This is a genomic window from Microcoleus sp. AT3-D2 (assembly GCF_036705715.1).
Classification (GTDB): Bacteria; Cyanobacteriota; Cyanobacteriia; order Cyanobacteriales; family Microcoleaceae; genus Microcoleus.
Window position 1 is genome coordinate 22966 of record NZ_JAUBVE010000016.1, and the last position, 19571, is coordinate 42536.

Annotated in this window: 23 protein-coding genes; 13 read left to right on the forward strand and 10 right to left on the reverse strand. The window is 42.6% G+C overall.

Annotated elements, in window-relative coordinates:
- The first annotated feature begins 155 nt into the window (after positions 1 to 155).
- The 9 genes from QUB44_RS09655 to QUB44_RS09690 all read left to right on the forward strand — a co-directional run bounded on the left by QUB44_RS09655 (position 156) and on the right by QUB44_RS09690 (position 4693).
- Positions 156 to 773 carry a hypothetical protein gene (locus QUB44_RS09655; RefSeq protein WP_333366089.1) on the forward strand — a complete coding sequence of 206 codons (618 nt, stop codon included), beginning with the start codon at positions 156 to 158 and terminating at the stop codon, positions 771 to 773.
- 272 nt (positions 774 to 1045) lie between these two features.
- Positions 1046 to 1270 (forward strand): hypothetical protein, encoded by a 225-nt coding sequence (locus QUB44_RS09660; RefSeq protein WP_333339171.1) that lies wholly within the window; start codon positions 1046 to 1048, stop codon positions 1268 to 1270.
- A 14-nt stretch (positions 1271 to 1284) separates the two neighbouring features.
- Positions 1285 to 1674, forward strand: coding sequence for a hypothetical protein (locus QUB44_RS09665; protein WP_333339174.1), 390 nt, complete (start codon positions 1285 to 1287; stop codon positions 1672 to 1674).
- Between the two features lie 32 nt (positions 1675 to 1706).
- Positions 1707 to 1949, forward strand: a complete 243-nt coding sequence (locus QUB44_RS09670) for a hypothetical protein (RefSeq protein WP_333339176.1) — start codon at positions 1707 to 1709, stop codon at positions 1947 to 1949.
- 9 nt (positions 1950 to 1958) lie between these two features.
- Positions 1959 to 2198, forward strand: a complete 240-nt coding sequence (locus QUB44_RS09675; protein ID WP_333339180.1) for a hypothetical protein — start codon at positions 1959 to 1961, stop codon at positions 2196 to 2198.
- A 54-nt stretch (positions 2199 to 2252) separates the two neighbouring features.
- Complete coding sequence (locus tag QUB44_RS09680) at positions 2253 to 2402, forward strand: hypothetical protein (RefSeq protein WP_333174269.1); 150 nt, start codon at positions 2253 to 2255, stop codon at positions 2400 to 2402.
- Between the two features lie 117 nt (positions 2403 to 2519).
- Positions 2520 to 2888 carry a DUF7694 domain-containing protein gene (locus QUB44_RS09685; protein ID WP_333366095.1) on the forward strand — a complete coding sequence of 123 codons (369 nt, stop codon included), beginning with the start codon at positions 2520 to 2522 and terminating at the stop codon, positions 2886 to 2888.
- Positions 2889 to 3540: 652 nt separating this feature from the next.
- Positions 3541 to 3735 (forward strand): HNH endonuclease, encoded by a 195-nt coding sequence (locus QUB44_RS31110; protein WP_445299884.1) that lies wholly within the window; start codon positions 3541 to 3543, stop codon positions 3733 to 3735.
- Between the two features lie 97 nt (positions 3736 to 3832).
- Positions 3833 to 4693, forward strand: a complete 861-nt coding sequence (locus QUB44_RS09690; RefSeq protein ID WP_333339188.1) for a 3'-5' exonuclease — start codon at positions 3833 to 3835, stop codon at positions 4691 to 4693.
- On the opposite strand, the gene QUB44_RS09695 is transcribed toward QUB44_RS09690, so the two are convergent.
- From QUB44_RS09695 to QUB44_RS09710, 4 genes are all read right to left on the reverse strand, one after another.
- Positions 4656 to 5021, reverse strand: coding sequence for an HNH endonuclease (locus QUB44_RS09695; protein WP_333339191.1), 366 nt, complete (start codon positions 5019 to 5021; stop codon positions 4656 to 4658). The two genes, QUB44_RS09690 and QUB44_RS09695, sit on opposite strands and share 38 nt — an antisense overlap.
- A gap of 63 nt (positions 5022 to 5084) precedes the next feature.
- The gene (locus tag QUB44_RS09700; RefSeq protein WP_333314557.1) at positions 5085 to 5393 is read right to left on the reverse strand and encodes a hypothetical protein; all 309 of its coding nucleotides are present in this window, start codon (positions 5391 to 5393) and stop codon (positions 5085 to 5087) included.
- A gap of 79 nt (positions 5394 to 5472) precedes the next feature.
- The gene (locus QUB44_RS09705) at positions 5473 to 5655 is read right to left on the reverse strand and encodes a hypothetical protein (protein ID WP_333314554.1); all 183 of its coding nucleotides are present in this window, start codon (positions 5653 to 5655) and stop codon (positions 5473 to 5475) included.
- A gap of 14 nt (positions 5656 to 5669) precedes the next feature.
- Positions 5670 to 6203 (reverse strand): hypothetical protein, encoded by a 534-nt coding sequence (locus tag QUB44_RS09710; protein WP_333339194.1) that lies wholly within the window; start codon positions 6201 to 6203, stop codon positions 5670 to 5672.
- On the opposite strand from QUB44_RS09710, the gene QUB44_RS09715 reads away from it, so the two are divergent.
- Both QUB44_RS09715 and QUB44_RS09720 read left to right on the forward strand, forming a co-directional pair.
- Positions 6202 to 6324: a hypothetical protein gene (locus QUB44_RS09715; protein WP_333314549.1), complete on the forward strand. Its 123-nt coding sequence runs from the start codon at positions 6202 to 6204 to the stop codon at positions 6322 to 6324. The genes QUB44_RS09710 and QUB44_RS09715 overlap by 2 nt on opposite strands.
- A 212-nt stretch (positions 6325 to 6536) precedes the next feature.
- A complete protein-coding gene (locus tag QUB44_RS09720; protein WP_333339197.1) occupies positions 6537 to 6860 on the forward strand; it encodes a hypothetical protein in 324 nt (107 codons plus the stop codon).
- A 24-nt stretch (positions 6861 to 6884) separates the two neighbouring features.
- Here the strand turns inward: QUB44_RS09720 and QUB44_RS09725 are convergent, their stop codons facing one another.
- Entirely contained in the window at positions 6885 to 7235 is a 351-nt protein-coding gene (locus QUB44_RS09725) for a hypothetical protein (RefSeq protein ID WP_333339200.1), read from the reverse strand.
- A 166-nt stretch (positions 7236 to 7401) separates the two neighbouring features.
- Between QUB44_RS09725 and QUB44_RS09730 the strand changes: the two genes are divergently transcribed.
- Positions 7402 to 7710: a nucleotidyltransferase family protein gene (locus tag QUB44_RS09730; protein WP_333158275.1), complete on the forward strand. Its 309-nt coding sequence runs from the start codon at positions 7402 to 7404 to the stop codon at positions 7708 to 7710.
- Positions 7707 to 8048, forward strand: a complete 342-nt coding sequence (locus QUB44_RS09735) for a HepT-like ribonuclease domain-containing protein (protein WP_333339203.1) — start codon at positions 7707 to 7709, stop codon at positions 8046 to 8048. The genes QUB44_RS09730 and QUB44_RS09735 overlap by 4 nt, the downstream gene beginning before the upstream one ends.
- Before the next feature lie 522 nt (positions 8049 to 8570).
- Here the strand turns inward: QUB44_RS09735 and QUB44_RS09740 are convergent.
- The 5 genes from QUB44_RS09740 to QUB44_RS09760 all read right to left on the reverse strand — a co-directional run bounded on the left by QUB44_RS09740 (position 8571) and on the right by QUB44_RS09760 (position 19366).
- Entirely contained in the window at positions 8571 to 9608 is a 1038-nt protein-coding gene (locus QUB44_RS09740) for a GIY-YIG nuclease family protein (RefSeq protein WP_333366103.1), read from the reverse strand.
- A 69-nt stretch (positions 9609 to 9677) separates the two neighbouring features.
- Positions 9678 to 10493 (reverse strand): site-specific integrase, encoded by an 816-nt coding sequence (locus QUB44_RS09745; RefSeq protein ID WP_333366106.1) that lies wholly within the window; start codon positions 10491 to 10493, stop codon positions 9678 to 9680.
- Between the two features lie 253 nt (positions 10494 to 10746).
- Positions 10747 to 12213: an AAA family ATPase gene (locus QUB44_RS09750; RefSeq protein ID WP_333366109.1), complete on the reverse strand. Its 1467-nt coding sequence runs from the start codon at positions 12211 to 12213 to the stop codon at positions 10747 to 10749.
- 2 nt (positions 12214 to 12215) lie between these two features.
- Positions 12216 to 15914: an Eco57I restriction-modification methylase domain-containing protein gene (locus tag QUB44_RS09755; protein ID WP_333366112.1), complete on the reverse strand. Its 3699-nt coding sequence runs from the start codon at positions 15912 to 15914 to the stop codon at positions 12216 to 12218.
- Positions 15915 to 15946: 32 nt separating this feature from the next.
- Complete coding sequence (locus QUB44_RS09760; RefSeq protein WP_333366115.1) at positions 15947 to 19366, reverse strand: helicase-related protein; 3420 nt, start codon at positions 19364 to 19366, stop codon at positions 15947 to 15949.
- Positions 19367 to 19571: the final 205 nt, after the last annotated feature.

The following is a 19571-nucleotide window of genomic DNA, read 5'->3' on the forward strand; positions in this document are numbered from 1 at the left end:
CCTTCGGCTACGCGGTTCCTGAGTCCTTCGACTACGCTCAGGATAAACTACGTCGAAGGGTAGTGCAAGGCTCAGGGCATCGCCTCAGCGTCGGAATGTGTAAGTCTGCCGATTTTCGGCAAAATTCAAGTTCAATCTACTTTGACCTTTCACCTATGAAAATATTTTTCCTTGACCTAGACGGTACACTCCGCCAAACGAAAAGCGGGGAAACATTTATCAACCGACCAGACGATCAACAAGCGATTCCCGGAGCTTTAGCAGCAACCGAATATTTGAGTTCAATCGGATTCATTCTCATTGGCATCACCAATCAAGGTGGATGTGCTGCAATTGACCCTGCCACCAACAAACCACGGAAAAGTTTAGAGGATGCGATCGAGGAACAGAAGATTACCCTAGAGCTTTTTCCCAAGTTGTCGGAGATTTATTTTTGTCCTAGCTGGGGTGAAAACTGTTTTCAAGTTTCTCGCTCTGGTGAAATCAATTCTTTTCAGGCGCCGATCGGTAACAGCGGTGGCTCAATCTCATGTCGGAAACCAGGACACGGAATGCTGTTACAGGCTGTTGCTGGCATTCATTCTGATGCTGACCCGGTTGACTGGGAGGATTCATGGATGAGTGGCGATCGCAACGAAGATGAAGTCTGTGCAGCATCAGGGATTGTCAATTTTATTTGGGCAAATCTCATGCTCAAACGGTTTGGCGGGGCTGATTGCCAAGAAACCCCCAACGAAATAGTTAAAAAGTTTGATCGACTGATTCAACACTAATTCAAGAGCGTTTTGCCGGATCGCTCCCGGCTTTATTTCCCTGAGAATGCAAAAACTTTTACTCCGAGGTTTAACTGCCATCACTTTGACTGCTACTGCTACTATCTATTTGCTATAGATAGAGACACAGAAAGAAACCCAAGAAATTGAGAAATATTTTGGTGAATATCAGGAAGCTTATCAGATCGGCATTCAAATTGAAGAACTAGAAGGCAATAGTAAAAAGTCACAATAATGCTTCGCTGTAAGGTGGTGTTGCTTTTCTCAATGCTATGAACTTAAAAGAATTAGTTCGGTTTCTGAAATATGAAGCCGATCTCGCTACCTTTTTCCAGACTTCTGCCAATTACTACCAGCAAAATCAAACACTACCTTCGGAAACTGAAAGTCAGAAAATCAAGGTAGCTTTAGCCGTCAGCGATCAAAAAGAAGGTCAGCAGCCAAAGAGTAATGATCCACTCTATCAACAAGCCTATCAAATTGCTCAGTCTATTTAATTGGAGCTGATAAGATGGACGGCATTAATATTTGGTCTGGCTCTGATATTGGGATTGGTGCAGCTCTGACCAATCCCACAGAGCTAGCTTTCCGAAAGGGCAACATCAAAAAGCGCTACCCAGTAGCATTCAGAGACGTGAATTTTCCTGATGCTGAAGCTGCATATCAAAAGCACAAAAGTCGTGATTTGCAGGAATCGATCGAGGTTATGACGGAAATCATTGAGTGCAAATTACAGCAACATCCGCGACTGTTTGAAGAAATTACCAAACGTGGCGGTGTTGAATGGCTTAAGCAATGCCGTCACATTGTTGGAGTCAAAAATAGTCGTTGGGAAGGCTACGGATTGGAAAGCAATTTCATCCTGTGCTTGGTATTTGCCTATCAATTGTGTAGTGAATAGCGGGATTGCCGGGTCGCTCCCGGTTTAAAATTATGTCTGAACCTAAGTCTGAAATCAAGTTTGCGATTCTTAAGGCGAGTTATTGGGTTGGCGATGCTACTGAATATGGCAGCGTTTACTGGTTACTCGAAACTCTAGGGAAATGGACTGAAGAATTTGAAGCAGCTCATTTCTTCGATACTCGATCGGCTGCTGAATTACGCTTAGCTGAGGAGAACCGGGCTTCTGAAAATCCTCATTGTTCCATTATTGAGGTTGAACTGTACCGCGATTAATAGCTAGCAATGAAAAGTACATTTTACTGGTCAAACTGGAAATTTACAGTCGAAAGCTCTTGTTATTATGACGATTCACCAGGGAATGTATTTTACTTAGAAGCAGTCGTTATGCCAGAACTTGAATTGGTAGCTAAGTCTCAGCTAAAAGGTTGGAATCGATCGCTAGCCGAACAAGCAGCTAAGTCAATGGTTGTCTGTGAGAATAAAATTGATGAAAATTATTACTTGAAAACTCTTTTTAGCTAATAATGCTTCGCGTTGAGGTTTTGAGTGAGTTTAATCAGTTAAGGAGTAAGAGTCATGACAATCACAGTCGAACAAATCAAGTCAATAATTGCGGGTGCTGAAGAAACACTGCGACTTTTACTGAACCAGCCAGAGTATCATGAAATAGCAAGCAGTGAGAAATTTGTCACGCAAAATGAATTAGGTTTGGCGGATGCTATTTAGGCACTGAACGAAGTTTATCAGGCGATCGAAGAATCTGAATGCGATTTGGTCAATAATCTCCCTCGTTACCAATTTGATACTTAATAGCGCTGTCGCCGGGTCGCTGCCGGCATCTTCATGAAAACTAAAACTGTTGAATGGAATCCCCCGACTGCTGAAGAATTGCCATGTAATTGGTCAGTTCAGGCGATCGGACCTGATGGCGGAGCTTATAGAAGTCGTGACGGTTTGGTTGTAATAATTTCTTGTTCGATTGAAAAAGACGGTTATTCGTGGGTTCATGTCTCCCTGTCTCGTAAAAAATCAGTTCCAACTTGGATAGATTTGGTCAAAGTCAAAGAGATTTTCTTGGGTGCGGACGCTTTAGCACTTCAGATTCTGCCTGCTCGATCAGAATGGGTAAATGTTCATGAGTTCTGTCTGCATCTTTATCAATGTCTCGATCAACGACCAATCCCTGATTTTCGCAAAGTAGGAACAATTTAATGACACTCGATCCAAATGACATGAGAACCTACCCGGTTCAACAAAAACCATGCAAAACTTGTCCGTTTAGTGGAGAAAAACCATTACCTCTCTCTCCATCAGATTTGGCAATATACTACGAAAACTTGATGGGAAACGGGCAACACATTTGTCATAGTACGAATAACACGAAAATATGTCGCGGTGGTAGGAATATACAACTGAAATGGTTGTGTGCAATAGGAATGTTAGATGAGCCGACTGATGAAGCTTTCAACGAAGCAGTAAACTGGGCATTAAATAATAAGGAGTCAGCAACGTCAACGACCCATGACTAAATCTTAGCAATCAATTCAAGCTTTATGAACTGCGAAATCACCTTCGGCAGATTAATCACAAATGCCTGATTGTATCAATCTATGAGTCAAATAGAACAATAGAACTGGCTCGTAGATTGACCGTTCGCACAGAAAAAAATGGAAGTTTCTGTGAACTCAGCCGAATAGAAAATGATTGCGCTGATATTCCGTATGAAGAGTAGCAAGTGTTAATCTCGGCTCTGGCAGCAGTTTTTCAAGCCGATAAAGATTGCTTTGAGGAAGTTCGGAAACAAACCCCTACCCCAACTTTGGACACTTCTCAAGCAATTTTCCCCCGTTTATCTAGAAGATCCATGAGCTATCAAACCGTTTATTTGCATCGTGTAATTGCCGAACAGACGATCGACCACAAGCTCCGACCCGGTGAAGTTGTCCATCATCTTGACCATGACAAAACCAATAGCTCACCAGACAATCTGGTGGTTTGTTCGAGTGCATCAGTGCATCGGCAATATCACACCCGGTCACTGCCTCAGAAATTTGAGTAAAAGTCAGGCACTCCATTACCAACAAATACCGTATTCGTAGTTGCTTTCACTTTCCTCAATGATGCGATAATAAAATGGCAGAGATAGGGAAACTGCAATGGTGGAACTAACAAAATACAGTTGGTGGGGCGAATCCAACGAGCCGCCACCGCACCTGAAAACTAAAAAGCAACTGGGTGAACTTGGTTTATCGCCTCTGAAACCTTCAGGCGTTATCGAAACGCGAAAATACGACGTGTTCCTCTACGATTCCACTAATCCTGAATCCTGCCGACCCAAAAGAAAGCCATCTCCAAAACAATTGGAAACCCTGGCTGCTAATCGCCTCAAAGCTAAAATCAAGCGGGATTATCGGGAATGGTATCGAGAAGTAGGTTTTATAGAAAGGGATAGGGTGAGTGCTGTTCTTTGGGCAAGAGAACAATTAAGCCAGAACGATTGGGTAATTCTGGATACTGAAACTACGGGATTGTACGATGCTGAAATTGTAGAGATAGCAATTATCGATCGCACTGAAGAAACCTTGCTCGATACCCTCATCAAACCTTCAATTCCCATCCCCGCAGAAGTAACAGAGATTCACGGGATAACAGATGAAATGGTAGCCGATGCTCCTACTTTTCCCCAAGTCTATCCCCGCATTGATGCAGCTTTGAAAAAGAAACGAGTGATTATTTACAATGCTAGTTTCGATATCAAGATATTGGCTTATTGTTGCAGGCTTCACAATCTACCCGTACTGCAATTATCCAAGCGCTCCGAATGCCTCATGGAATGGGCAGCACAGTGGGGAGGAGATTGGAGCTACTATTACGAAGATTATAAGTATTTTCCCCTGCCTGGTGGAGGCCACCGAGCGTTGGAAGATTGTCTGGCGGCGCTGGATTGCCTGAAGAAGATGGCAGGGGATTCGGATCAAATCAATTGCCCCGTGCCGATTCCCCAGAAAAATTCATGATATCCCAATCGATCGCATCATCAGGGAACAGCGATAATTGCCCCGGCGATACGTTGGATTGACCGCGATTGTGGTAGGACAGGTGACACGCGGTACACAGGGCGATTAAGTTTTCAGGGCGGTTGTCCTCCGGTATCCGGTTGCGATGGTGCACCGCCAAAGTTAAAGCACACCGTTCAGATTTGGTTAAGCCGCTTTGTTTACCGGGTCGGAGTTTACCGGGTCGGAGGCATTGTTGATGGCACTTAGCGCAGCGCCACCCTGCGTTTTCTTTCACCGAGAGCGCAATCTCTTGCCAATTGTCGGGATACCTCTTTGGTTTTGCCACAGCTCATTTCTCCAACAATATGGCGATCGCTCTGTTATCGAAGTGAAAGTAAATTCTAAATTATCAGCAGTCAAGGTCAACTTCAACGCTTTCTTGATTCTCCCACAGGAATTCTGCCAATAAGCGAAAATCTTCATCTGTGGGCTTATACTCGCAAGCTACTTCCCATGCTTCGGTCAAAGCAGCCCATTGTTCGGGAGTCTTAGGTTTTTGGCGCACCCGAGTGAGGAAATTGGTTTTGATGCGGGCTTCTGATGGCTCAATCCCCGACCTTACCAGTTGCAGCTCGAATGGGGGATGGCTGCTGTGGGCGAGGATGTCGGCGTAGTCGGTGTCCAGCAAATCGAGCGGTTCGAGCGGTGAGTCGGTCATCAGTCAGGCTTCAAGATCGGGATCGGGGACTGTTCCTCTATTCCAACACAACATCCACTCTTAGCGATCGTTTGTCACATCAAAATTCTGCTACTTTATCCGATTTGCCTTCCCCGAAATTCGAGGAGTTTGTCCTCTGGTCGTGAGGAGTTGCCGGAGGGTCTTCTGGGGCTGATTTCTTCTGACTTCGTTCGCCTGACTTGGGGTTGTGGGATGTATTGTCTTTGTTTTGGTTGGATGGCTGATTCTGTGGGTCCGACATTGAAAACCTCCAGCTTATAACATTGAAAGTACAGAAGCTAAGATAACACTACCTGTTGCACAAAAGGCGGCAACACATAACGTATGGATTGCCTGATCTGCCACCTTAGCTTTTTGATCTCGCAACATCTCAAGCTCCTTTAAGGCTTCTATCCAGGTTTTAGTAATAATTAATCGGCAGTCCTCATCAGAATCGTAGTAGTTTTCTTTCATCAACAGGTCGGGTGGGGTCATGCCTCCCGCTGCCCTAGGTCGAAATCCAAGAACGCTTAGATATATTGTTAGAGCTAGGAAAACGCATACTACAATCTTTAGCCACAAGCAGCAATAGCAGATATACTGATGACCTGGACTAGCTATAAATGCTTGGTTAGGTAGGTTAATCGAAAAAATGATTGAGGTGGCGCTAAAAGCCAAAATAGAACTCAATTTTGTATTGAGTGCATTGATACTATCATTAGTAAGTTTAAGTCGATACTCGGTGTAGCTGTATATTAAGTTAATATTGGTATGTTCGCTTTGTTCATCTTCTATTTGAAAATTTTCCATGTCCGATCCTCAACAAGAACCACCTAAGCCACAACGACAGAAAAAAGGTGCTCCCGACGAGCCTCCTGCTACCCATCCACAACACAAAACAGTTTCTAGGAGAGACGGTGCAGATCGCTAGGGCAGCTTGACTGGTAAAAGAAAACGACGAAGAGCGATCGTCAAACGCTGACCCTCCTAAAACCCCCATTATCGCATTCAACCACCGCTCCCTGGGTTTTTTAGTTTGTGACTCCTGGGCTGATGGCCGTTGGTGAGGAAACTTGAAAAGCAGCGGCTACACAACTTCTGTTAAGCTTGCTAGATTGGGGAGTAGTTTTAAAAATCAACCCTATGGATTCACTAACCTTTTTGCAGAACATCAACAGCAACATCAACAGCGCCATCATCAGCGTTTTGAACTTGGTGCTGTTCGTTCAACTGATAGTCGCCTGTTGCCAGGGAATCTACCGGGGTTGGACGATCGGTGAAGCAACTGTGGGCAAAATAGCCCTACTAGCTACAATCGCCGCAATCATGTTTCGCTTGTGGCAATCGTGGCCGCATGAGTTTGCGGTGTTAAGTGTGTGGCCTCAAGGCGCGTTCTGGGTGTTTGTTGGAGGATTAGTCGGCTGCACTTCCAAGTGGGGTGTCGAGCGAGTGTTTTCCCGTTGCTGATAATTATCGTTGCGAACCATCGCCTCAAACCGAATCATCCATCCATCCGCACTCCGAACAATCCCAATGAACCGGGGGCGTTCCGTACTGGGGATAAGTCATTTCACATTGGGGACACCGGCCAGTAAACAGTGGGTGCGTATCCAAAAGTTCTAACTGTTGCTCTGGTGTCCACCGTTGCCTCGGTTGCAGGATAAGTTCGTCGCCATAGTAGGTCGCCCCTTCGGGTTCCCACAGTTCCTCTGGTTCCGCATCGGGGTTTTCTCGAAAGTCAATGCAAGTATTAGTGTTAGGGCCTGTGGGATGCACGGCACAGATGAGGTGTGGGTTGCGGCCGTAGAGGAGACAGCGATCGCACTCAGGGAGTTTGGGCATGACGGGGCTGTTGAGGTTTTGATTTGGGTTTAGTTTCTCGCAAATTGGGGTGTTAGTGGCGATCGCAAATGGCGTTGTGTAGCGAGCGTGAGCTTAACTTGTTGCTGAAAGTGCCAGACTAGAAATAGCGATGAGGGCACCATCTTAAGGCGTTGAGGAGGGCTTGATGAAAAAAACAGGATTAGGCATTCAAGAATTGCTGTATTGTGAGCGATCGCAAATTCTAGCCATTGCCCAAAAACACGGAGCCTACAATGTGCGCGTATTCGGTTCGGTAGCACGGGGCGAAGCGACCCCAGAAAGTGATATTGATTTGTTAGTGGATTACGATTTAGAAAAAATTACGCCTTGGTTTCCAGGTGGACTATTGCTCGATTTAGAACAACTACTCAATCGCAAGGTCGATATCGCCACAGTAGATATGCTCAAAGAACGGATTCGGGAGCGCGTTTTGCAGGAAGCTGTACCACTATGAGACGGGAAGCCCAACGGCTGCAAGATATATTAGATGCAATAGCCGCAATTGAGCGATATGCTAGCCTTGGCAGGCAGGCATTTGATAACCAAGAATTAATCCAAATTTGGATTGTTCATCACCTGCAAATTATTGGAGAAGCAACAAATGCGTTATCGTCCGAGTTGACAGGTCGATATTCCCAAGTGCCGTGGGCGCAAATTGTAGCGTTTAGAAATCTGGTAGTGCATGAATATTTCAGAGTTTCGCTAAACCTAGTTTGGGCGATCGTACAGAATAATTTACCTCCGTTGAAAATAACAGTAGAACAGATTTTACAGGAATTGCTAGATACGTGAGTTCAGCAGCATTTCTGGCAGCAGCGTTTTTCCCCAGAGTTTCTGGCAGCAGCGTTTTTCCTAAGAATTTCTGATGACCGTAAAAGCGCCCCGTGATCTAATGCAGTCCAAGCGCCTTTACTGTTAATTGAACTCAAAAGCAAGTTAACGAAGGAACTGCTACTTTTTAGGGAGCGATCGCTCAGAAACTCGCGTTGGCTGTCCGCTTGTCGCAGAACTCCGACATTCAGCTCTAGTTTCTCTCCCCGCCACTGGAACTTCCCTCAAAAAATTCCTGAGCTATACCGCCTCTTTCTAATTGAAATTCGCAAGCAATCCCCATTAGTTGCAATTATTTCGCCCTTCCAGAAGAGTGTAGTTTCAAGAATGGCAAGAGATTGAGGATATTTTACTTCAACTTGATTCATATTTGCTGGATAGTGGATTACCGAGCCTTTCTTAAGACAAGCTTCTGTTATAAAAAATCGGTGAGTCGCTGATTTATAGGCGTGGTATATGGTATACATTTCTCTTGATTTTCACTTACATCCTCTTCCACCCGCCCCCGATCGCATCCAACTCAACATCACTCAACACTTTGGGTTCCATCCCGTACAAATCATTCAGCACCGCCTTGACGTTCGGAAACACAAAATATTCCGTCAGCTTGCCAATGCGATAGTTAAAGGGTTGATATCGGTGTTTGAAGTACAGTTCCACATTCCCCCGATGTTCCCAAAGTCCCAGCAAATTAACAACCACATCTGAGTAATGCGCCCTCACATCCCGCTGCACCTCGGCGATGCGTTCCTCGATCGATCGAGTAGTAATTCCAATTTTATAGAAGCAGCTTTCGTCAGCTTTGACTTCCAGAAAATAGAGCGCGTTCACCAGAATCCGACGAAGTTGCGTTCGATAAATCAGCAAATCAGCCCGCCGTTCATCCAAACAAGATAACTCCGCAGCTTCCGCAATCCCTACAGAGCCTTCTAACTTCATTAACTCTGATAGCAGCAGCGGTTCTTGGACTTTGTTGAACAACGCCAGGGGAAGCGCGCCGACGGGGATTTTACCCAAGTCGGTAAACTGATAAGAGCGATCGCCCGACGACTCCACCAATCCTTTGAGTTCCCACCGAAAGTTTACCAAGTCTTTGGGAATCGATCGCTTTTGGGCCCCGTACTCTTTCCACAGCACTTTCAATTGTTCTAGTTCATCACCCTTGAGTTCGATGTTGAAATTATTGTAGAGGGGCAGCGATGGGAAAGCTTTGGTTTTAATCCGCTGTGACACGGGCTTGCAAGTCTCCCCGGTGTGCGCGAAGTGATGTTCTTTCACCGAACCCTTTTTTGCTGTCAATCCGCCACCGCAGTAGAGACAAGTTAGCTGAGTTTTTCCGCGCACAACCTCATCAATGCTCGTCAGTTCGCCACTGAGAGCAACGCCGTATTTTAGCCACATAGTCAAAAGTTCTCCTAAAAGCAGGTTTTCGTAGATGCACCTGCTCCACACGATCGAGAATTGTAACAAATCCAGGGGTGAGGGCTTCTGCCTTGGGAAAGAAAGCTCTAGGCATTCCATTTGGGATGCGTGACTTTAATCCTTGCATCCCAAATCTAAAATCTAAAATCTAAAATCTAAAACTGCTCGTCACCAATCGGGAATTTCTTCAGGCTCCGAGTCTGATAGGCCTTGTGACAGTTGCTCTTTCGGTAACGGCCCAGCGGGTAATTCATCCTGTACGCGGGGAAATACCTCTTTCCCCGCGTAGGAAAGCATCGATAAAGAGGCGATCGCTCCTTTGACTTGCTCCGGCTTCACCTCTAAGTATTTCTGCAACTGTTCGAGGTTACTGTGGCCGCTGATTTCTTGAATAATCCGCAGCGGAATTCCGGCGTTGCTCATCTGAGTCAGGGCGGTGCGACGGAAGCTGTGGGTGGAGGCTCCCTCGATGCCGGCGCGATCGAACGCTTCTCTCAAAATCCGATCCGCTGAGTTGGGATGCAAATGCTTCCAGTGGTGGTTGGGGTAGCGGCCGGGAAATAAATAAGTCTGACCCGCGTTGGGTTTCCAAGATGTTAGGAGCGATCGCAAATCCTCTATCACTGGAATCGTCCTGGTTTGGAGTTTTCCTTTGGTGTTGCGCTTGCGGAAGTTGATTGTAGGTCGGACTGTACCTCTGGCAGTGTAAATATCGATGACTTCCAGGGAACAAGCTTCGGCAATCCGGCAAGCCGTGTAGAGACAAACTCCGAAGAGGGTGCGATCGCGTGAGGTTAGCAAACCTTCGTTGAACAAGAGTTCGATTTCCTCTTGCGTGAATATCTTGGCCTGCCCGTGTCCCTCTATCTTCATCTTGGTAAACTCGACCCGATACCACAAAGTTTGCCGCAAATACTGCATTGCTGCATCGGTAGACGGGGATTTCTTAACTAGGGACTTATTTGTTACGTTTCTTAATATCACGTCCTATTTTGCAGGTATCTCGGCTTTACCCCTAATCCGCGCAATCCTTTAATCCGCATCATCCGCGATTCTGACTTTTTATTATCTGCATCTCTTCATCACTTAATCCATACAGCCGCGCTACGATTTGGTCTATTTCCTGTTCCCATTGAGTAACGTTTTGACCTTTGGCTTTAAGGCATTTCTGGACTAGGGTTTCTATTGCTTTTTGTTCTGCTTCCGTGGCGGTAGGAAGAGATTATGTATTAAAAATCTACCTCCTATTGTTTGGAGGAAATAAAGCATTTTCTAGCCTGTCAATAGTTTGAATCGCGTCATCAATTTCTTGCCTATAAACTGTGACAAATCGTGAATGACTTAGAGGATTCATCACTATACTGAGATATTGATCAATGTCGTGTTTTAGTTGCTCATCAATATAAGTTAGTCTATTGCCATTTCTATCTGTTCCTCCGTCTTTAATTGGTTGTAAGAAGTTATTAATTGTTAGTTTCCTTTGGTCTTCTCTATACATTACAGACAGGCTCTTTTTTTCACAGAATTTCTTGATTAAAACTTCAAGGGCTGTGCGTGAATATATAGCTGCTGCTTTGAAGTCGTTTGCATTTAGATATTCTTTTGCTTTGGCTAGATAGTCTTTGTCTTGAGCAAAAACTGGGATTTCTAATTCATCATCAATGCGTGAATAGAATAACTCAAGATATAGCCAATTATCTCTAGTATCAGATGCCTCAATTCTTTGCTTCATGATGTTATACCATTCACGATCGTAGGTCATAAAGAAAGTTTGATAGTGCTGAAAATGGTTATGTAAAATATTGATGACTGGTAGACGGTTTGACATATCTAGTCCAATCAAAACATCGTCTAGAACTAAAATATTGAGATCGCTATCGGGACTAATGAGGAGTGATGCGAGATAAAGCGATAGGGCGATCGCTGAAAGTTTGGCTTCATTGAGGAATTGATGAGGAGAGTTGATAGTTTGTTGTAAAAAATCAACTGTGAGTATAATTTCTTTGCCATCAATTTCTTTGATATCTGAATTATAGGTCAAGCCTAGAAACTCTATTTGAAGCTGGATTGGATAATTAAAATATAGTAATATTTCTGCTGCTTTTTCCTGTAATTGTTCTAATAAGTTTCTTACTCGATCAGTAAATAGATCTAGTTTTTGTTGGAGTTCTCTAGCTTTTCTTTTATGTCCTCGATGTGTGGGAATACTTTGTTTTATTTCTTGCCATTCTTCTCCAATTATGTTGCCTGTAATGCGATCGGTGCTATTAGCTAATAAATTTTCGATTAATAAGTTAAAAATATTTAGTCCTGATGCTTCTCTTTGCAGAAAATAGACTTCTAGTAGAGATTTGTAGTCTAAGATTCCTTTAGTTTTTGCTGCATTCCGAATCAGGTTTGCGCCAGTATCTCTAGCTGTCTCTGACCATGTATGAATACTATCACCTGTATCATCATTATTAGAAGTAGTGACTTTAATAAAAGCGTCTTCGGCTGTGTTTGCAAAGCGGTTGCGATGATCTGAGAAATTTAGGTTTTGGATATAGGAATCTATAAGCAATTTTGTAGCAAGTAATAATGATGATTTGCCACTGCCATTTTCACCACAGATGAGTAAGTTTTTACCGTCTTGTTTTAGGTTGATGGTGTGATTGCTGTAGAAGGCTCGAAAGTTTTTGATATCAATTTTGGTGATGCGGGTCATGGTTATTTTTTGCCCTCGATGATGCGGATTACTTCAACATTATCTAGGAAAAATAGATTTTTGGCAATGGGATGATCTTTGTGAAATAGTTTCTGAAATATTTGCCGTAATTCTGTCATTTTGTCGCCTTTAATTTTGTCTATATTTGGCAGATTCTCTGACAGGAGATAGCGCATAAAATATTTATCTTTGGCATGGAGTTCTTCGGGTAAATAGAGTTCATATACTAGCCCGTCAATAATTTTCTCAAAGTATTGGGTCATCACTTTGTCTGTTGATGCTTGTTCTAAGCCTTGACCGACGCTAGGAATATCTTTGAGGGCGGCGGTGAGGTGGAGGACATAGCCTACAAGGGTTTCTATTGCTTTTTGTTCTGCTTCGGTGGCGGTGGGAATAGGTAATTGTTCAACATGATTTTTCTTTACTTGTGCAAGGACTTCCCCCTTTTCTGGATTAATTTGTGTATAGACAAAATCCATGATTTTTGAATTTATAATGCCAAGAATGAAACACAATCTACTATTAACATCATTTTTAATAATTGCAATATGTAAGTTGTCTCTTGCAATAAATTGATTTGAAATCAAAGTTGCAATTATAGAATCACCTGTTTGTCTAATACAGAGTTTTTCCTTTGCCTCAAATATTGCAGGATTACGAGGTGCTGCTAACCATTCTCCATAAAGTATCCAGTAGTTGTTATCCCAAAGAACTTGATATTTCTGAATTAGACTTCCCCTTAACAAAGGTTTCCATTCTGGACTAGGGCGATTACCTTCTAATACATAAGGTTTATCACGCATGATTTTATCTGTTTGTGGGGGCTTGCCCTTCCCTTTTTCAAATGGTTTTACACCATTAAAAACATCACAGTAACTAGATAAAGGCAAGCTTCTATCAATGATCCTTCTGTAAATTTTTTGAACTATTTCATTGGCAACTATATTAATAGTATTTCCATCCGTAGGAATTGATTCGTGAGATATTTGGTGAGATGAAAAAATACCATTGTCGCCAAGTATATCTATTTGAACAGACAACAATGGTTGTTTTTTTGCTTTAGAGAGATTTTTTATAAATACAAAAGCGTGAGTATCTACAACTGCTTGAAAAACTTTTGTTGATACATGAAGAAATTTTAACCAAGTGTAGTAAGTAGAAAGATATTTACGAATTTTTTTATATGTTACCGAAGATAACCATGTATTTGGAACAATCATAGATAGGATACTATTCACACCTTTTAATAAGTCCAGACATCTTTCCAGAAAAAGTAAATACATATCTTTCTGGTAGTCTTGATGCTTATATGTCTCAGTGAAGTATTTCTGATTCTTAGTATCTAATTTTCCATAAGGCGGATTCCCAATCACAATATCAAAACCATCAGCAATCCCAAACATCCACTCAGGAGCGAAAAAATCCGCCGAAGTATTTTGATTATAAGGATTCCATCTAGCCAAACTATCAGCCAAAGCCACCTCTAACCCCGTATCCTTCAACAAAGCTCTAATCTCATTGCGTAACTCTTGATCACGCAGACGATACTTATCCTTAGTCGCCTTTGATCGTGCCATAAAATGCTTTTGTCTAACCTCCTTTAACTCCTTTTCCCTTTCCTGAACCGCAGGACTCCGCAAACTCATCTGAAGTGGCAAACTAATCAAACTATTCGCCGCCACAAACTTTGTTTCCAAATTTGGCAGAGGCAAAATCCCCCGATTCGGTTGGTTATTATCTACCTTCTGCTCCACAATCAGCGAAATAAAACAGCGTAACTTCGTAATCTGCAAAGCAATGGGCTGAATATCTACCCCATAAATGCAATTCTCAATCAAAAATAACTTACGCGGATAGTCCTTCTCATTATTAGCAAAATCATCCTCAATCTGCGCCAAACGTTCCCTTAATTGACTCACCGCCGCATCCCTAGCTTGCTCATAACTAATCTTTTGCGCCTGTTGTAAATCAGCCAACACAGGCAAAATTTCCCTTTCCCTCTGTTGATTTCTCCAGCCTTCATTATGAGGATCGAGCTTTGCCAAAATATGCACCATTTTCTGCAACACACCCATCGGGAAAGCCCCCGAACCACAAGCCGGATCGAGAATCTTGCAATTATCCAAAGCCTTAATTAAACACTCCTGAACTGCATCATCACCCGCAAAAGAATTTACATCATCAAAGGAAAGTAATTGCCGTAACTTCTGCTCTAACTCAGCCTCTTCGCTTAACAACTGATTCTTGAGATAAGCAATCAAACTCTCATCCACCATGTAATTCACAATTTCACGGGGCGTATAAAAAGAACCCGTTTGCTTCCGCGCCGTCGTTTGGGTTTCAGGATTGTAAGCCGCCAATAAATTCTCAAATACCTGCCCCAATAACTCAGGATCAAGCGCTACATCTTCTTCAAAAGGTGTATTTTCAGCGATCGTAAACTTATAGTTCTTAAAGATTTCGACTAAGCCACGCACCTTATACTTCTTGCGACTTGTGCCAAAATCTGCATTTAGATCCACATCTTGCAACTCACCAAAAAATAAATCATTGGGAACTGACAAAGGATTTTTCGGATTGTTGCTAAACCCATCAATCCTTACCTCTGGCTCATTTTCATCGCGGCGATCTAAACACTCAAATAAACCACCATTCAAAAACGGAATATCTGCAAAATAGTCATCTATTACCTGATTGGGTTGCTGAAAATAGTCCTGATAGCGAAACGTATTATGCACCATATACCGCGAATTGCGTCCGCCCGAACTCTCCTTAATAAATTCGCGCTTACCCTCTGTATTCAGCGTTGCAAAGAATAAATTCTGCAAAATTGCCTTGTAATAAGTGCTTTCCTGCGGTTCTAAACTCTTGAGAATCGACTGAATATCTTGCTTATCAAACAAAGCATCAGGAACTAATCCCTTCTCTTTGAGGAACCACACAAACATCAACCGTGTAATTAACCTAATTAAGCTCTCCTGATTGTCCTTAGCATCCTTCGGGAAAACCACCTGCTTACAAGCATGAAAATACCAAGTCGAAACCTCTTTGTAAAACTGCTTATTTAATAGGCTGACATCAAGTACCTTTTGCCAATATTTATATAATTTGTCAAAGGAATCCACCCGATCCTTACCTGCATTTGGAATCTTGAGATCCGCCAAAATTTTCTCATGTCCCGAATGTGGCTGCCTAATATCAATATCCCTTAGCAGCGTTACCTTGCCCGCCTTCTCCCCTTCCTGATCGCGCTTATATTTTGACCTTTCCGTATTGGCAAACGCGAGATACTCACCATCAGCACCCGCATACTTAAACACCACCACCACAGGCGTATAGCAAAACTCCCGATTAAAAGCCCGCGATATTTCCGCTAACTGCGATCGCGTTGGCAATAAACCACCCTCGCGCCCTTTCAGCGTCACCCCAAAAATAACAATTCCCTCATAATCCTTAGTAAATTCCTGTACATTTTCCAAGGCGATCGCCCCTCTTCCCCGAAATGCGCCATCATCAACCATGCCTAAAAAATAAACATCATTAATAAGATTGAAAGATTCGCGATCGCGGTAAGTATTGGTGAGAATATCGCTAGCATCAATAGAGCTATCTATTACCGCATTAATCGGCACTTGCAGTTCCTTGAACAAAGCGCGTAAAGCAGGTAAAAAATCTAGCTCATTAAAAATGCTAAGTTTCATGTTTGTTTTATTTTTCCAAGACGGTTTTTCTATTATGTAGTAAGGCTAACCAAAGACCAAGCAACTAAATCAAAGTTATCAGGCTGAAATTTTTCATCAATCTTAACATTTTGCTTGATTGTCCCTAAAGCCATTTTGTCACCTTTCTTGAGCAGCCCTAACAGATCCCTTGGAGCATTACCCATCGTCTTTTTCTCAGTGCCATCCTCCATCACCTCAGTTTGCACCGCCTGACTACTGAGCCAAACCTTGAGCGCATTAACTAACTCTGCGATCGCAACCTGTCCCCCCTGATCCACAGCATCAGGTACAAATCGCTCTTGGTCTTTGTTTACAGTCAGAAAATCCAACACCTCTTTTTGATTGTTTAAAACCAGCTTGCCTGACTTGTCGATATAAATCAAGTCAAACACCTGATATTGATGATCGAGCTTCTTCGATGGTTTTGCAGGATAGCCAAGTAAAGCCACAATGCCGTCACGAGCGCCTGTCGCCATATCTTCCACAAATCCCGAATAAACACCCTTGGGCATCTGGCGATATTTATCCTTGTCGCGATTAAACTCAGCGAGTAAATCCTGTCGATAGCGCTCCAAAGACAAACTATCAAAGCCTAACCCTTGCTCGCTTACCTCAATGTCATCCCAAGTGATCAGCATTTGCTCCATCATACGATCATTCATCTTGCGGTCAAAGTCCTCATCATGAGCCATCTTTGCAAAGCTGTCAGAGAACTGATGATCGACCTCTGACCCAGCTAACTTCATCGCCGCCATCCGTTGCTCTATCCGTCCTTGCAGATTGAGGTAAGAATTAATATTGGCTGAGGGCCAGAAGTTAATCCCGAAGATTTGCGCGTTCGGACTACCCAAGCGATCGATCCGTCCCATACGCTGAATAATCCGTACAGGATTCCAATGGATATCGTAATTAATCACCATATCGGCATCCTGCAAGTTTTGCCCCTCGCTGAGTGCATCAGTAGCAATCAAGATATCAATTGGCTTAGTTAACTTATGGTGAGTTTCAGTATGGTTTTCTGCGATCCAGTTTTTCCATTCTGCAAAAGCCTCTAACCCTTGTTTGTCAGATTCAAAAGTCCATTCTTTTTCACGAAACAGCTTTGTATAGGGGGCAAATCTTTCGAGGATTGCTTCCACTGATTGTTTGCGAGTGTCATCGTCTGAGTATGAGCCTGTCCCCGATGCGATCGCAATCTTCTGAAACCCTCTCGCTTGAAGCTGCTCAAACAGATATACCGCTGTATCTCGATAAACCGTAAAAATTACCACCTTGGGATTATAGTTATTTGCGCCCGAGTTCCGCTTTTTGAGAATCTCTGCAATCAGAGCCTTCAACTTATCATCACAGGATTTCAGCCGCTCCGACTTCTTGGAAGTTGGAGTAATTTCTTTATCAAGTTTTACAGCAAACTTTTGCAAGTTAACCGCAAGTTTATCTAGAGCATCTAAATCTTCTTTCAGATCCTCTTTAAACTTATCTAAGTTCCCACCCAGATCAATTTTTTTAATACTAATCCGGCGTTTCTGACCTAGCGTGTACTGCTCAACCGCTTCTGTAAACTCATCGTCATTTTGCTCATCATCCAAGTTGAGCGGATCATTTTCTAGGATTACAGTTTTTGCCTTGCTTGCTTGATATACCTTAATTTTGTCCAAAGTATTTTGATGATGATCCTTAATCTTCTCAACTGTTGAATAAAAGGAGAACCAAGAAGACTCTAACCGCTTCACCATCAGAATATAAATCATTTTGACCAGAAAGCGATCGCGCAACTTTTCATCACGCAATATATCTTTCTTTACCCCTGAATCCTCGTCCAAATAAAATGCTGGTTGATAGCCTGACAGCATCGGTGGGAAATGCTCAAACAACTCCTCAAAGGTTTCAAAATTACCAAGCTGATGTGGCGTTACAAACAAATTTACGGGCTTATTTTTGATAGGAAACATTAAATCAGTCTCCTGACTCTCAACCATCTTTCGAGTTCGTGCTACGAGCAAAGAGTCAGTCAATCTAAAGAAATCATTACCCGAAAGTTTTTTAATAAAATCGCCAATTGTAGGATTATCATCTTTGCGCCATTCATTAAATAGGGTCTGCGCTTGCTTAAAAGAATAATCAATATTTTTCACTCCCAATTTTGCATCATAGCCATGCACATTTCCCTGCACCATTAGCTTAAACTGATTCCTGGCATCATTCAGAGAATTATTGATCGGTGTTGCTGATATCAACAAAACTTTGACATCTTGATTTTTCTGCAAAATCTGCTCAACCAAAAACTTATAGCGACTAGCCTTGTCATTCCGCAAGTTATGACTTTCATCAATCACAATCAGCTTAGGCTTATCGTCACCAAAGAACTTATCAGCGCGATCAGTGTATGACTCTAAGCGAGACTTACTCATATCCGTATGAAAGCGAATAAAAAACTTGAGCTTGTCTACCTCCAACTTAGATGTTTGATCTTCCTTGTAGCGTCTCCAGTTATTCTCCAGTTTCTTAGGACAAAGCAATATCACCTCACGCCCCTGCATCTGGAAAAACTTCATTACTGCTAGAGCGCTCCAAGTTTTACCCAAACCCACCGCGTCCGCTAAGATTGCCCCATCATATTTCTGAAGCATCCGAATTAAACTCAAGACACCTTTTTTCTGAAAGTCATATAGAGCATTAAAGACAGCCGTATTTTCTAATCTGCCCACTTGACGATTAAACTCTGGATCGTTCTCAATTTCTAGAATTTGATTGCCAAATAGCTCAAACAAAATCTTGTAGTAAATATCTCGTGGCGAATATTCGATAAATATTTTAGCGATCGCCTCAATCAAATACTGCTTAAAATCAATCTCTTTACTCGTACCATCCTTAGTCAGAATCGTTTTCTCTGTATGGGCTTGGGGCTTCTGCCATAGTGTCTCAAACCATGCAGCTAGCTCTTTATATTGGCTATTATTTCCCGTCTCAGCGATATTTAACTCCAGATTATTAGTATGCTTTAAGCCTATCCCTGCTTCGGTTAAATTTGAGCTGCCTGAAATAAAGTATTTGTTGCGACCGTCTTGGTTTGATGGCTCAAATAAGTAGCACTTAGCGTGACAAAAATTCGGCTCTAACGTTTTTGCTTTCACCTTGTCCTGCTTTAAAAAATCAACTGCTTCCTGAGCCAAAAAACTAAGCTTCAGGGCTGCCTCTATTGTAATATTTTCATTTAGTAAATCTAGGGGACGATCATCAACTCGATTTAAGTTAACGATGTCTCCCAATACTAGGCGAAACTCCGTAATTTTTTGATTAACCTGCTGCGAAAGATAAGCTAAAGCCCCAATAGTGAAATAGCCTGTAACGATGTCAATAGTACCTTGTTCTGTATATTTAGCAATCCATTCATGGACTTTCGGATTCGGATTTTCGTTGTCTAATATCATCGTTCTTACCCCTTAGCTCAAATACTCGTTGCCACTGTTTCCTTTCTTTGGCTTTCAAAAAACTGTTGAGTCATACAAAAAACAAGTGTTTTGCCTTTTAGGAAAGCCAGAAGGTGAGTATCTAGCGCTTACCTGTTTTTATATTACACAAATTTAGTGGAAAAATCTGACTGCTGAACTAAAATAATACAATTGAAACGATCCT

Coding starts and splice junctions, on each gene's coding strand:
- QUB44_RS09655 (WP_333366089.1), top strand. CDS start 156: ATGAAAATATTTTTCCTTGACCTAGACGGTACACTCCGCCAAACGAAA.
- QUB44_RS09660 (WP_333339171.1), top strand. CDS start 1,046: ATGAACTTAAAAGAATTAGTTCGGTTTCTGAAATATGAAGCCGATCTC.
- QUB44_RS09665 (WP_333339174.1), top strand. CDS start 1,285: ATGGACGGCATTAATATTTGGTCTGGCTCTGATATTGGGATTGGTGCA.
- QUB44_RS09670 (WP_333339176.1), top strand. CDS start 1,707: ATGTCTGAACCTAAGTCTGAAATCAAGTTTGCGATTCTTAAGGCGAGT.
- QUB44_RS09675 (WP_333339180.1), top strand. CDS start 1,959: ATGAAAAGTACATTTTACTGGTCAAACTGGAAATTTACAGTCGAAAGC.
- QUB44_RS09680 (WP_333174269.1), top strand. CDS start 2,253: ATGACAATCACAGTCGAACAAATCAAGTCAATAATTGCGGGTGCTGAA.
- QUB44_RS09685 (WP_333366095.1), top strand. CDS start 2,520: ATGAAAACTAAAACTGTTGAATGGAATCCCCCGACTGCTGAAGAATTG.
- QUB44_RS31110 (WP_445299884.1), top strand. CDS start 3,541: ATGAGCTATCAAACCGTTTATTTGCATCGTGTAATTGCCGAACAGACG.
- QUB44_RS09690 (WP_333339188.1), top strand. CDS start 3,833: ATGGTGGAACTAACAAAATACAGTTGGTGGGGCGAATCCAACGAGCCG.
- QUB44_RS09700 (WP_333314557.1), bottom strand. CDS start 5,393: ATGACCGACTCACCGCTCGAACCGCTCGATTTGCTGGACACCGACTAC.
- QUB44_RS09705 (WP_333314554.1), bottom strand. CDS start 5,655: ATGTCGGACCCACAGAATCAGCCATCCAACCAAAACAAAGACAATACA.
- QUB44_RS09715 (WP_333314549.1), top strand. CDS start 6,202: ATGTCCGATCCTCAACAAGAACCACCTAAGCCACAACGACAGAAAAAA.
- QUB44_RS09710 (WP_333339194.1), bottom strand. CDS start 6,203: ATGGAAAATTTTCAAATAGAAGATGAACAAAGCGAACATACCAATATT.
- QUB44_RS09720 (WP_333339197.1), top strand. CDS start 6,537: ATGGATTCACTAACCTTTTTGCAGAACATCAACAGCAACATCAACAGC.
- QUB44_RS09725 (WP_333339200.1), bottom strand. CDS start 7,235: ATGCCCAAACTCCCTGAGTGCGATCGCTGTCTCCTCTACGGCCGCAAC.
- QUB44_RS09730 (WP_333158275.1), top strand. CDS start 7,402: ATGAAAAAAACAGGATTAGGCATTCAAGAATTGCTGTATTGTGAGCGA.
- QUB44_RS09735 (WP_333339203.1), top strand. CDS start 7,707: ATGAGACGGGAAGCCCAACGGCTGCAAGATATATTAGATGCAATAGCC.
- QUB44_RS09740 (WP_333366103.1), bottom strand. CDS start 9,608: ATGGAATGCCTAGAGCTTTCTTTCCCAAGGCAGAAGCCCTCACCCCTG.
- QUB44_RS09750 (WP_333366109.1), bottom strand. CDS start 12,213: ATGACCCGCATCACCAAAATTGATATCAAAAACTTTCGAGCCTTCTAC.
- QUB44_RS09755 (WP_333366112.1), bottom strand. CDS start 15,914: ATGAAACTTAGCATTTTTAATGAGCTAGATTTTTTACCTGCTTTACGC.
- QUB44_RS09760 (WP_333366115.1), bottom strand. CDS start 19,366: ATGATATTAGACAACGAAAATCCGAATCCGAAAGTCCATGAATGGATT.